At 63.7% G+C, this 12,974-nt stretch carries 12 protein-coding genes; all 12 read left to right on the top strand.

The features are described 5' to 3' along the window. Nucleotides 1–4: 4 nt before the first annotated feature. Nucleotides 5–943 (top strand): sugar ABC transporter substrate-binding protein, encoded by a 939-nt coding sequence (locus NKI99_RS17935; protein WP_128302819.1) that lies wholly within the window; start codon nucleotides 5–7, stop codon nucleotides 941–943. Nucleotides 944–1,184: 241 nt separating this feature from the next. Then, a complete protein-coding gene (ssuD, locus tag NKI99_RS17930; protein WP_352611578.1) occupies nucleotides 1,185–2,357 on the top strand; it encodes an FMNH2-dependent alkanesulfonate monooxygenase in 1,173 nt (390 codons plus the stop codon). Beyond that, complete coding sequence (locus NKI99_RS17925; RefSeq protein ID WP_352611577.1) at nucleotides 2,354–3,814, top strand: FAD/NAD(P)-binding protein; 1,461 nt, start codon at nucleotides 2,354–2,356, stop codon at nucleotides 3,812–3,814. Before ssuD ends, NKI99_RS17925 begins: the two co-directional genes overlap by 4 nt. Nucleotides 3,815–3,979: 165 nt before the next feature. Continuing rightward, entirely contained in the window at nucleotides 3,980–5,083 is a 1,104-nt protein-coding gene (gene sfnG, locus NKI99_RS17920; RefSeq protein ID WP_352611576.1) for a dimethylsulfone monooxygenase SfnG, read from the top strand. A gap of 114 nt (nucleotides 5,084–5,197) precedes the next feature. Then, nucleotides 5,198–6,130: an ABC transporter ATP-binding protein gene (locus NKI99_RS17915; protein WP_352611575.1), complete on the top strand. Its 933-nt coding sequence runs from the start codon at nucleotides 5,198–5,200 to the stop codon at nucleotides 6,128–6,130. Continuing rightward, entirely contained in the window at nucleotides 6,127–7,026 is a 900-nt protein-coding gene (locus NKI99_RS17910) for a branched-chain amino acid ABC transporter permease (RefSeq protein WP_352439783.1), read from the top strand. The genes NKI99_RS17915 and NKI99_RS17910 overlap by 4 nt, the downstream gene beginning before the upstream one ends. 3 nt (nucleotides 7,027–7,029) lie before the next feature. Next, nucleotides 7,030–8,070 carry a branched-chain amino acid ABC transporter permease gene (locus tag NKI99_RS17905; protein ID WP_352439782.1) on the top strand — a complete coding sequence of 347 codons (1,041 nt, stop codon included), beginning with the start codon at nucleotides 7,030–7,032 and terminating at the stop codon, nucleotides 8,068–8,070. Between the two features lie 66 nt (nucleotides 8,071–8,136). Continuing rightward, nucleotides 8,137–9,474 carry an ABC transporter substrate-binding protein gene (locus tag NKI99_RS17900; protein WP_352611574.1) on the top strand — a complete coding sequence of 446 codons (1,338 nt, stop codon included), beginning with the start codon at nucleotides 8,137–8,139 and terminating at the stop codon, nucleotides 9,472–9,474. Nucleotides 9,475–9,555: 81 nt separating this feature from the next. Next, nucleotides 9,556–10,362 carry an ABC transporter ATP-binding protein gene (locus NKI99_RS17895; RefSeq protein ID WP_352611573.1) on the top strand — a complete coding sequence of 269 codons (807 nt, stop codon included), beginning with the start codon at nucleotides 9,556–9,558 and terminating at the stop codon, nucleotides 10,360–10,362. 24 nt (nucleotides 10,363–10,386) lie between these two features. Then, nucleotides 10,387–11,634 (top strand): SfnB family sulfur acquisition oxidoreductase, encoded by a 1,248-nt coding sequence (locus NKI99_RS17890; protein WP_023811543.1) that lies wholly within the window; start codon nucleotides 10,387–10,389, stop codon nucleotides 11,632–11,634. A 72-nt stretch (nucleotides 11,635–11,706) separates the two neighbouring features. Then, nucleotides 11,707–12,267, top strand: coding sequence for an FMN reductase (gene msuE, locus NKI99_RS17885; protein ID WP_352611572.1), 561 nt, complete (start codon nucleotides 11,707–11,709; stop codon nucleotides 12,265–12,267). Between the two features lie 116 nt (nucleotides 12,268–12,383). Beyond that, complete coding sequence (locus NKI99_RS17880) at nucleotides 12,384–12,869, top strand: hypothetical protein (protein ID WP_352611571.1); 486 nt, start codon at nucleotides 12,384–12,386, stop codon at nucleotides 12,867–12,869. The last annotated feature ends 105 nt before the right edge of the window (nucleotides 12,870–12,974 follow it).

Here is a 12,974-nt window from a genome sequence, read left to right as displayed (position 1 = left end):
ACACATGATTGGCAAGAAAAGCATGCTTCACGTCGCCGCCATGGCGGCTGTGCTGGCATCGACGGGCTGGGCCAGCGCCAAGACGGTCTGCTACGTGACGGCAGCGGATTCGCATGCCTATGCGACGCCGGCCAACAAGGCGCTTCAGGCGCGCGCCGCGGAACTCGGCATCGAGATCCTGAGCCTCAGCCAGGATTTTGATGTCCAGAAAGGCACCGAGCAGCTCAACACCTGCGTTGCGCGCAAGGTCGACGGCATCATCCTGTGGCCGCTCGACCCGCAGGCCTACATACCGGGACTGGCGCGCGCGCAGCAGGCGAACATTCCGGCGATCCTCATCAATTCGCCGATGAGCGACGATGCCAAGCCGTTCATCAAGTCGTTCACCGGGCCTGATGTCTATGAGGAAGGCAAGCTGGCGGCGGACTCGCTGAGCAAGGCGCTCGGCGGCAAGGGCTCCGTCGTCATCATCGCCGGCCAGGCCGGCAACGGCACCACGATCGGACGTGTCAGCGGCTTCACCGACCGTCTCAAGGAAACCAATGCCGACATCAAGGTGCTCGACACGGTCAATGCCGACTTCGACCAGCAAAAGGCACTGGTGGTCAGCCGCGATCTGATCACACGCTTCGGCGACCAGATCAGCGGTGTCTACGCCAATGACGACACGATGGCCCGCGGCTTCATCGACGCATGGAAGGAGGCCAACCCCTCCAAGGCCGCACCGCCGATTGTCGGCATCAATGGCCAGAAGGATGCGTTCGAATCCATCCGCACCAATGAGATGTACTCGACCATCGTCCAGTCGCCCGTCGAGGATGGCCGCCTGGCGATCAACACGATGGCCGAGATCATCGACGGGAAGCAGGTCAAGGACCGGCTGCCCATCCCGCTGACCGTCGTCACCAAGGACAACGTCAACGCGGTCGAACCCGCGTTCTGATTCAGGAAGGCCGGCCCGGTGCACTCGGGTCGGCCTCACCGCCGACGCGTTGGAGAGAGAAATTCTAATAGCGGCGACAGAATTGGAATAAACTAACTCTACAGAGTTTGTGGAATAAGCAATCTGCACTGGCGATCTGGTTTCCACCCGGACAGGACCACGCCATGCCCACTCTTTCGCATCAGCTACTCACCAAAGCAGGCATATCCGGCCGCCTTCGCCAGGCAGCGGGAGAAAGGCCATGAGCCGGGTCGTGCCAGACCGCATCAAGGTGCTCTGGTTTCTGCCTACGCATGGCGACAGCCGCTACCTCGGCACGGCCGAGGGCGGCAGATCGGTCGATCTGCCGTATCTGACGCAAGTGGCGAAGGCGGCCGACACGCTCGGCTACTATGGCGTGCTGTTGCCGACCGGCCGCTCTTGCGAGGATTCCTGGGTGATCGCATCGGCCCTCGTACCGATGACCGAGCGCTTGCGTTTCCTTGTCGCCGTGCGGCCCGGTTTGCAGTCGCCGACGCTGGCCGCGCGCATGACTGCGACGCTGGATCGCATCTCCAATGGCCGCCTGCTGATCAACGTCGTCACCGGCGGCGATCCGCTGGAGAACAAGGGCGACGGCATCTTCCTGTCGCATGCCGAACGCTATGAGGTGACGCAGGAGTTCTTGCAGATCTACAAGCGGGTGCTGAGCGGCGAGACGGTGGGGCACGAGGGCAAGCATTTCCACATCGAGGACGGCCGGCTGCTGTTTCCGCCGGTGCAGACGCCATATCCGCCATTGTATTTCGGGGGCTCGTCCGACGCTGGGTCCGTGGTGGCGGCGCAGGAGATCGACAAATATTTGACCTGGGGAGAGCCGCCAGCCGATGTCGAGCGCAAGCTGGACGGCATGCGTGAACTGGCGCAGAAGGCTGGCCGCAAGCTCTCCTTCGGCATTAGGCTGCATGTCATCGCCCGCGAAACCACCGAGGAGGCCTGGGCCGCTGCCGACAGGCTGATCAGCCGGCTCGACGACGCGACGATCGCCTCGGCGCAGAAGGTCTTTGCCCGCATGGATTCGGTCGGCCAGGCGCGGATGAGCGCATTGCATGGCGGCAATCGCGCCAAGCTCGAGATCGCCCCCAACCTCTGGGCCGGCGTCGGCCTGGTGCGCGGCGGCGCAGGTACCGCACTTGTCGGCGATCCCGACACGATCGCCGAGCGCATCGACGAGTACCGGCGCCTCGGCATCGATACCTTCATCCTTTCCGGCTATCCACATCTCGAAGAAGCCTATCGCTTCGGCGAGCTGGTGCTGCCGAAACTGCCGACCGACCATCCGGTCAAGGCAGCCGGCTCGTCCGTAAACACCGGTCCGTTCGGCGAAACCATCGCCGGCGACCACCGGCCGAAGTCGCTCGCCAGCGCCTCGTGAACTTGCTTCCTGCGTCCTCGCGGTTGCGCGTCGCCATTATTGGCGGCGGCTTTTCCGGTGCGGCGGTGGCGTGGCACCTGGCGCAAATGCCTCGACCGGAGCGCATTTCCATTTCCGTGATCGAGCCGCGACCCTGGATTGGCGGTGGCCTTGCCTATTCCAGCGAGGAACCCTCTCATCGGGTCAATGTTCCCGCGGTCAGGATGAGCATGGCTCCCGACGACCCGCAGCATTTTGCACGCTGGTTGACTGGCAGCGGAGAACTCGAACACGACCCGGATGCGATCTGGATGAACGGCGACGCTTTTCCGCGCCGGCGCGTGTTCGGTCGCTATGTTGCCGAGCATCTGGCGCAGCATCTCAATTCCGGCCTTGTCCATCATGTTGAAGGTTCCGCCACACGCGTGACACGCGATGCCAGTGGCGCGGGCTGGACCGTGCACACCTCTGCCGGACCGGTCGCCTCCGACATCGTCGTTCTAGCAGCAACGCATCCGCAGCCTGCAATTCCAGCCGCGTTGATCCACCTGACGGAAGCGCCGGGTTTCATCGCCGACCCATACGCAGCCGCGGCGCTTGCCGGGATCGGGCCGGACGCCTCGGTGCTGATCGTCGGCTCCGGGCTGACCTCGGCCGACATGGTCGCCGAACTTGACCGTCGTGGCCATCGTGGCCGCATCCTCACGCTGTCGCGCCGCGGCTTACGCTCGCGCGGACACCCCGATGTCAGGGGCGAGCCTTTTGGCGATTTTGCATCCGCGCCGGCGACGACGGCGCTCGGCCTGCTCAGGACCATTCGCGCGACGCTGGCAGCGGCAAGAGCGGCCAATGTCAACTGGCAGTCGGTCTTCGACCAGTTGCGCCTGCAGGGGCCGGTGCTGTGGGCCGCACTTGCCCCGCCGGAGCGGGCAAGGCTGGTCCGCCAGCTGCGCGTGTTCTGGGACGTGCATCGTTTCAGGATCGCCCCGCAGGTCGCCGCCGTGCTCGACCGGCGCCATGCCGCCGGTACAGTCGACACCATTGCCGCCAGGCTTGTCGCGTCGAACGATGAGGACGGCAGCCTGGCTGTCAGCTTTCAACGGCGCGGGCAGACCCGGATCGAGGCGGCGCGCTTCGCTGCCGTCATCAACACCACCGGTCCGGCTCATGGGCAGGCGCTGCAGCTGAACCCGGCGCTGAGCTCGCTGGCGGAAACCGGCTTGATCAGGACGGACCAATATGGGCTTGGCATCGAGACAGGTCTCGACAGCCGCGCGATCGGCCGGGACGGTGAGGCGGTCGCGACACTCCTGGTCGCCGGCCCGCTGGCACGAGGGACTTTCGGCGAGCTCATGGGTCTGCCGGAAGTCGCTCGCCATGCCCAGGCGGTCGCGGTTGAAATTGCCAAGCTGCTGGTAACGCTGCCGTCAGCGCAGGCCATCGGCGCCAATGCCGCGCAGGGTCCGGTCATGAGCTGACACCGGCAAACCGGGTTGGCCGAGCAAAATTGGTATTTCCGTCCCAAGAGGGGCTCAAAAACGGAAAATCCTTCTTTGTATATAGATTCTATAAACATAATAAATACCGACGAAACCGGCTGCGGTCGGATCGATCAACGAGATGGCCTGAATGGGAGACAGTTCATGGCACACGCAGAGACCGACTCGATCAAGTTTGCTTACTGGGTGCCGAATGTTTCGGGCGGCCTTGTGATCTCCAACATCGAGCAGCGCACCAACCATTCGGCCGAGTACAATCGCAAGCTGGCGCAGATCGCCGAGAAGTCCGGCTTTGATTACGCACTCAGCCAGATCCGCTTCACCGCCGGCTACGGCGCCGACGAGCAGCATGAATCGGTGGCGTTCAGCCATGATCTGCTGGCGGCGACCACAACGCTCAAGGTCATCGCGGCGATCCTGCCCGGACCGTGGAACCCGGCGCTGGCGGCCAAGCAGATCGCCACCATCAGCTATCTCACCAATGGCCGCGTCGCGATCAACCTCGTCTCCGGCTGGTTCCGTGGCGAGTTCCATGCCATCGGCGAGCATTGGCTCGACCATGACGAGCGCTATCGCCGCTCGGAGGAATTCATTCGTGCGCTGCGCGGAATATGGACCGAGGACAGCTTCACCTTCCGTGGCGATTTCTACCGCTTCAACGAATATTCGCTGAAGCCGAAACCGCCGCAGCCGCTGCCCGAAATCTTCCAGGGCGGCTCGTCGCGCGCCGCGCGCGACATGGCATCGCGGGTCTCGGACTGGTACTTCACCAATGGCAACACGCCGGCCGAGATCGCCAAGCAGGTCGACGACCTCAGGACCAAGGCGAAGGCCAATAACCATTCCGTCAAGGTTGGCGTCAACGCCTTCGCGGTCGTCCGCGAGACAGAGGATGAGGCCAGGGCGGTGCTCGCCGAAATCATTGCCAAGGCCAACCCCGAGGCGGTCAACGCCTTTGGCCATGAGGTGAAAAATGCCGGCAAGGCTTCGCCGGAAGGCGAGGGCAATTGGGCGAAATCCTCCTTCGACGATCTGGTCCAGTACAATGACGGCTTCCGCTCGAACCTGATCGGCACGCCAAGGCAAGTCGCCGAGCGCATCGCCGACCTGAAGCGCGCCGGCGCCGATCTCATCCTGCTCGGCTTCCTGCACTTCCAGGAAGAGGTCGAGTATTTCGGCAAGCATGTCATCCCGCTGGTCCGCGAACTGGAAAACGCCGAGGCGGCGGCGTCGCTGGCGGCGGAGTAGCCATCCCGCAGCCTGGCCCGCCACGGTCCGGCCAGCACACGCATGAAGGTTGCCGGCGCGCTCGATCCGTCGAGCGGCAATGAGGTTTTGCGCGCCTAATCAAGGACGATTGGAATGCCGTTGCCCAGTTATACTCTCGGAGTGATGGACGCTTCGGTCTATGCGCCGGAAGTCTTTGCGCGCGGCCTGCCGTCAAGCCCGCGGGAGCAGCAGTCCGAAGCCGGCAGCGAGGCGATCGGCTCCGTTACTGGTGTCGCCGCTCCGCTGCTTTCGCTCCAGGGCATCGGCCTGTCGTTCGGCGGCGTCGTCGCACTGGCCGATATCGACCTGTCGGTTCACCCAGGCGAAATTCGCGCCATCATCGGCCCGAACGGCGCCGGCAAAAGCTCGCTGATCAACGTCATCAGCGGCGTCTATCGGCCGGATCGCGGCCACGTCCGGCTCGACGGCACCTTCTATGCCCAGGTGCCGACGCAGCAGTTGGCTCACCTCGGTGTCGCCAGAACCTTCCAGAACCTTGCACTGTTCAAGGGTCTCAGCGTCCTCGACAATGTCGCTTCCGGCCTCGCCTACAAGGTTCGCTCCAACTTTGCCGGCCAGGTGCTCGGCATCGGCCGCTCGCGCGGCGAGCAGCGCGAAACACGCAGCCGCGCGGAACAGATCCTCGAATTTCTCGACCTCACCGCCATTCGCGACCGTCTTGTCGGCACCTTGCCTTACGGACTGCAGAAGCGTGTCGAACTGGCCCGCGCACTGGTCGCCCAGCCGCGCCTGCTTTTGCTCGACGAGCCGATGGCCGGCATGACCGCGAGCGAAAAGAGCGAGATGGCGGCTTTCGTCCGTGCCGCGCGCGATCGTTTCGCCACCACCGTGGTGTTGATCGAGCACGATGTCGGCGTCGTCATGGGCCTGTCCGACCGCATTGCCGTTCTCGACTACGGCCGCAAGATCGCCGACGCCACGCCAGACGAGGTCAGGAACGACCAGCGCGTCATCGATGCCTACCTCGGCGTCGCCTCGGACAATGAGGACGGGGCAGGCATATGATCGCCGATTTTGACTACCAGTTCTTCATCGAAGTGCTCGTCGGCGGCCTGCTCTCCGGCGTCATGTACTCGCTGGTCGCGATCGGCTTCGTGCTGATCTACAAGACCTCGGGCGTGCTCAATTTCGCGCAAGGCGCGATGCTGTTGTTCGCGGCACTCACCTTCGTCAGCCTTATCGAGCGCGGCATCCCGTTCGCGCTGGCGCTGGTGATCACTTTCGCCATCATGGTCGCCATGGGTGTCGCCATCGAGCGCACGGTGCTGCGGCCGCTGACCAACAAGCCGCCGATCACACTGTTCATGGCGACGCTCGGCCTGTCCTACATCATCGAGGGCGCCGCCCAGCTGATCTGGGGCACGCAGGTCCACGGCCTCGATCTCGGCATCGAGGACGTGCCGCTGGAAATCGGCGGCGTGCTGATCAGCCAGTTCGACATTTTTGCCGCAGTGGTTGCCGCCGGCATGGTCCTCTTGCTGTCGCTGTTTTTCCGCTACACCCGCATCGGCCTCTCCTTTCGCGCCGTCGCCGACGATCAGTTCGCGGCCCTCGCGGTCGGTCTCAGGCTGCCGCTGATCTGGGCCACCGTCTGGGCTGCTGCCGGTCTTGTCGCACTGGTGGCGGGATTGCTCTGGGGTGCGCGCCTCGGTGTGCAGTTCTCGCTGTCGCTGGTGGTGCTCAAGGCGCTGCCGGTGCTGGTGCTCGGCGGCTTCGATTCCATCCTCGGTGCCATCGTCGGCGGGTTGCTGATCGGCGCCAGCGAGAAGCTCGCCGAGGTCTATATCGGCGACTATTTCGGCGGCGGCATCGAGAGCTGGTTCGCCTATGTCGTCGCGCTGGTCTTCCTGCTGATCCGTCCTTCCGGCCTGTTCGGCCAGAAGCTCGTCGAGAGGATCTGAGCCATGACGGCCATAACAAGCGATTTCTCGTCCGCGCCGGTGCTGCCGAAATGGGTCGTGCCCGTGTTGCTGCTCGCCTTCGCCTATGGCGTCGTGCCGCTGATCGGCTCGAGCTATCTGTTCGAGGCCATCCTGCTGCCGTTCCTGGCGCTCAGCCTCGCCGGCGTGGGCTTGAACATCCTGACCGGCTATGCCGGCCAGGTTTCGCTGGGTAGTGCTGCCTTCATGGCGGCGGGCGCCTTCGCCGCCTATAATTTCAACCTGCGCGTCGAAGGCCTGCCGCTGATCGGCAGCATTTTCCTGGCCGGCATCGTCGCCGCCGCGATCGGCATCGTCTTCGGCCTGCCTAGCCTGCGGCTCAAAGGCTTCTACCTCGCGGTTTCGACGCTCGCCGCGCAGTTCTTCGTGCAATGGGCGCTGACCAAGTTCAGCTGGTTCTCCAACAACTCGGCTTCCGGCGTCATCGACGCGCCGAGATTGTCGATTTCAGGCTTCGCGCTCGACGGCGCCATCGGCCGCTATCTCTTCGCGCTAACCATCGTCACCGTGCTGACCTTCCTCGCCCATCGGCTGGTCTCGTCGCAGACCGGGCGCAACTTCATCGCCATCCGCGACAATGAAACCGCTGCCCGCATCATCGGCATCCCGGTGCTGAAGACCAAGCTGCTGGCCTTCGCCATCTCGTCCTTCATCATCGGCGTCGCCGGCGTCATCTGGGCCTTCGCGTATCTGCGGACCGTCGAGCCGGATGGCTTCGACCTCGACCGGTCGTTCCAGATACTGTTCATCATCATCATCGGTGGCCTGGCTTCGATCCGCGGCGCATTTTTCGGCGCCGCCCTCATCGTGGTCTTCCCGCTCGCTCTTTCGCGCCTCGGCGGCTTCCTGCTTGGCGATCTTTTCGATTCGGGCGTGCTCGACATGAGCCAGCGCATCGTGCTGGGCGCGCTCATCATCCTGTTTCTGATCCTTGAACCCGACGGGCTGGTGGCGCTGTGGGACAGGGTCCGAAGACGGCTCCTGTCCGCCTGGCAGTCGACTTGAGCTGACGCATCCGAAAATGAACCAGAGGCCGAACCCAAGACGGCCCATACCGGGAGTACCTCAACCATGAATTTCCTGAACACAATCAAGGCGGCGGCGCTGTCCGCGGCGATGATCGTGTCGGTGGCCTTGCCCGCCGCGCACGCCGACGAACAGTATTTCCCGCTGCAGAGCTATCGTGTCGGGCCGTATGCGGCCGGCGGCACCGGCTTCTTCGGCGGCTTCATCGATTATCTCAACCTCATCAACATCCGCGACGGCGGCGTCAACGGCGTCAAGCTGACCTGGGACGAATGCGAGACCCAGTACGAGGTCGAGCGCGGCGTCGAATGCTACGAGCGGCAGAAGAGCCATGCCGGTGCCGCCGCCTGGAACCCGCTCTCGGTCGGCATCGCCTACGCCATGATCGACCGCATCACCGCCGACAAGGTGCCGCTGATCACCGTCAACCACGGCCGCACCGATTCCACAGATGGACGCGTTTTCCCCTACGTCTTCCCGCTGCTGCTCAATCCTTACAGCGAGACATCAGGCATCGTGAACTACATCGCCTCCAAGGAAGGCAGCATCGACAGACTGAAGGGCAAGAAGATCGTCGTGCTCTATCACGGCTCGCCTTACGGCAAGGAAACCATCCCGATCTATGAATTGCTGGCGCAGAAATACGGCTTCACCGTGCAGCAGATCGAGGTGCCGCATCCCGGTAACGAGCAGCAGTCGCAGTGGCTGACGATCCGCCGCGCCAAGCCGGACTTCGTCGTCCTGCGCGGGTGGGGCGTGATGAACCCGGTGGCGTTGAAAACGGCGGTCAAGGTCGGCTTTCCCGTCGATCACATCGTCGGCAATGTCTGGTCGAACTCGGAAGAGGATGTCATCCCGGCCGGCGACGCCGCCAAGGGTTACACCGCCATCACCACCCAGGCTTCCGGCAACTCCTACCCGGTGGTTCAGGAGATCGTGAAGACGGTCTACGGCGCCGGCAAGGGTAACCTCGAAGACAAGGCGCGTATCGGCTCGGTCTACCACAATCTCGGCATCGTCAACGGCATCCTCAATGTCGAGGCGATCCGCGTCGCGCAGGAGAAGTTCGGCCACCGCACGCTGACCGGCGACGAGGTCCGCTGGGGCTTCGAGCACCTCAAGCTTGATCCGGCCAAAGTCGAGGCGCTTGGCGCCAAGGACCTGTTCCACTCGATCAATGTCAGCTGGGACAATCACGAAGGCGAGGGCTACGTGACCTTCCAGCAGTGGGACGGCAAGAAGTGGAACGTCGTCTCCGACTGGATCGCGCCGGACTGGGCGCTGCTGCGGCCAATCATCGAGAAGTCCGCCGAGGCCTACGCCGCCGAGAAGGGCATCAAGCTGCGCACCGCGGATGATGCCAACGCAGTGACCACCAACTGATCAGGGCAGAGCCGGGCGCAGCGGATAGGGTTCCGCAGCGCCCGGCCTGTTCGGTTCATCGAACCACAAAATGAGAGCCCCATGCCGGACGATGACGTCATTCTTGCCGTGGATACGGTTCATGCCACCTACAACCACGCCATCACGGCGCTGCACGGCGTCAGCTTCGAACTTCGGCGCGGCCAGATCCTGGCATTGCTTGGCGCCAATGGCGCCGGCAAGACCACGACGCTCAAGGCCGTCTCCAATTTGCTGCCGGCCGAGCGTGGCCAGGTCAATGCAGGCACCATCCGCTATGAAGGCTCGGATGTCTCGCGCCGCAAGCCGGGCGATCTCGTGCGCGCCGGCCTGGTCCAGGTGCTGGAAGGCCGGCATTGCTTCAAGAGCCTCACCGTCGAGGAAAATCTGGTTGCCGGCGGCATTGGCCGCAGTGGCCGCCGCGCCGAGATCAACGAAGATCTCGAGCGGATCTACGGCTATTTCCCGAGGCTCAGGGAAAAGCGCCGGACATCGTCCGGCCTGACTTCTGGCGGCGAACAGCAGATGACCGCCATCGGCCGGGCGCTGATGTCGCGGCCGCGCCTGCTGGTCCTCGACGAACCGTCGATGGGTCTCGCCCCGCTCATCGTCCAGGACATCTTCCAGACGCTCAGAAAGCTGAACCGCGAGACCGGCCTGTCGATCCTGGTCGCCGAGCAGAATTCGGCGGTGGCGCTCCGTTATGCCGACCACGCCACTGTGCTCGAAAACGGCGTCTCCGTTCTCACTGGTGCGGCCGCCGAGCTTCGCCAGCGCGAGGACATCAGGGCCTTCTACCTCGGTCAATCGACCGCCGGGCAACAGCCTTCGCCCGCCGTCAAACCAGCCCATCTCCATGCCGTTGCCTGAAATGAAATCCCAAGGAGCAGTGAAATGACCGTTTCGACCGTCAAGACCGACCAGGCTTCCGCCGCCGTGCCGGCAGTCGCAAGACCGACCGCGCCGGCGCACATCATCAAGGACGCCGCCGAGGCGATTGCTATCGCCCACGCGCTCGCCGCCGAATTCGTCAAGGACTCCTCAAGGCGCGACCGCGAGCGGATCTGGCCGGTTGCCGAACTCGATGCCTTTTCGCAAAGCGGCCTGTGGTCGATCAACGTGCCCAAGGCATTCGGCGGGCCGGAATTGTCCTATGCGACGCTGGCGAAGGTGATCGAGATCATCTCGGCGGCCGATTCCTCGATCGGCCAGATTGCCCAGAACCATCTCGGCGTGGTCGCCGCCATCCGCACCGTGTCCGACGCGGACCAGCAGAAGCTGCTGTTTGCCGAAGCGTTGAAAGGCACGCGGTTCGGCAACGCCTTTTCCGAGTTCGGCTCCAAACGCGCCGCCGATTTCGAAACCCGCTTCACCGATGCCGGCGACCATGTCGTCGTCAATGGCCGCAAATTCTATTCGTCCGGCGCGCTGCTCGCTCATCTCGTGCCGATCGTCGCGCTCGATGACCAAGGCCGTGCCTGGTATGCGATCGCCGACCGCGGCGCGCCCGGCCTGACCGTCATCGACGATTGGTCGAGCTTCGGCCAGCGCACGACGCTGTCCGGCACCGTCATCATCGACAACGTCAAGGTGCCGAAGACGCATCTGGTGCCAGGCTACAAGGGTTTTGACAGGCCAACCGCCGACGGCGCCATCTTCCAGATCATCCAAGTGGCGGTCGACACCGGCATCGCCCAGGCAGCGATCGACGAGACGGTCAATTTCGTCAGGACCAAGAGCCGAGCCTGGATCGACAGTGGCGTCGACAATGCCTGGGACGATCCCTACACCATCCAGGCCATCGGCGACCTGACGCTGCGCCTGCACGCGGCGCAGGCGCTGCTGGAAAAGGCCGGCCTGGCAATCGACCGGGCGGTGATCGAGCCGACCGCCGACACGGTGGCGCACGCCCAGATCGTCACCGCCGAGGCAAAAATCCTGTCGACCGAGATCGCCATTGCCGCCACCAACAAGCTGTTCGAACTTGCGGGGACCCGCTCAACGCTGGCCGAACACAATCTCGACCGGCATTGGCGCAACGCGCGCACGCACACGCTGCACGATCCGGTGCGCTGGAAATATTCGATCCTCGGCAAATATTTCCTCAACGGCGAAAACCCGCCGCTGCACGCCTGGAGCTGATTTCTCACCGGCGGGCGAGAGGCTCGCCACAGCAAAATTTTTCGGCCACTATACCCCAAGAGGTTCACTGCCATGTCAAATCCAACAGTCGTCGGCTTTTCCGGCAACATCACCCGGCCGTCAAAGACGCGCGCCTTCGTCGATCTGGTCACCAGGGACATCGCCGCCAGCCACAGCCTGTCGGCGAGCACCTATGATATCGAGGACCTCGGTCCGTCGCTGGGAACGGCGAAATGGGCCCGCGATCTCGACGGCCAGGCGCGCGTGATCCTGGAGGAAATCCTCGCCGCCGACGTGCTCGTCGTCGGCTCGCCGACCTACAAGGGCAGCTATACCGGCCTGTTCAAGCACTTCTTCGACCTGATCGATCCGGCAGCGCTGCGGGGGAAGCCCATCGTGTTGACGGCGACCGGCGGTGGCGAGCGCCACGCCTTGATTGTCGAACATCAGCTGCGGCCGCTGTTCGGCTTCTTCGAGGCCTTTGCGCTGCCCACCGCCGTCTACGCCACCGACAAGGATTTCACCGACGGCGTGCTACACTCCGAGGCGATCCTTAAGCGTGCCGCGCAGGCGGTCGACGAGGTCGGCTTCGTGCTGGCCAACCGCTCGGCAGGCAGGATCGCCGCCGAATAGACGCCGTCGGCGGATTACGCCGCAATCGAAATTCGCGTAGTGATTGATCTCGCTTACGCAATTTACGACTGCCCGCTAAAAACGTTCCTGTCTGATTCGTCTGGGACAGGAACGTCATGAGCAAAGCCCTCACATCCTTCGCATTGGTCGCCGTGCTGACCGCCTTGCTCATGGCGTTGAGCCTGGCTGTCGCCAGGCACGGCTATCCCTATGGTGCCATCGGCGTCAGGCGCCTTGACAGCATCGCCGACGCCGGCGTGTTCATCCCGATTGCCGCTGTCTATTTCTTCAGCGCAATGCTGATGATGATCCTGCCGATCAGGGCGGCCGGCATCGTCCTGACCCATGCCGCCGACGCCCTCTTCTGGACCGTGATCGCCCTGTTTGCGACCATCGTCGGCTGTCTTGTCGCCAGATGGGCGTTCGGGCAGGGCAGCGCCGTGTGGGCATTGCTGAACTGGCGGTTCCTGTTTGCGGCGGCGATCGTCGGTTGTCACTTCGTCATGAACGAGCTGCGCCGCAACGTGCTGCTGCGCAGCCTGTTCTTCGTGGTCTTTGCCGCCGCGACGCTGGCCTGCCTGTTCTGGTCGTTCACGCTCTGACCGGATCGCACTGCCGCCGGCTAGAGCGTTTCATATTTTGACGGAAGCGTAGCCTGCGTTTTCGAAGTAGTTCTTGCATTCGGCTGCCTCGATGGTTTCGACGAG

It is taken from the genome of Mesorhizobium sp. M0239, from assembly GCF_040321815.1.
GTDB lineage: Bacteria > Pseudomonadota > Alphaproteobacteria > Rhizobiales > Rhizobiaceae > Mesorhizobium.
The sequence above is the reverse complement of the archived record's forward strand: the minus strand, read 5'-3'. Positions and strand labels throughout refer to the sequence as shown.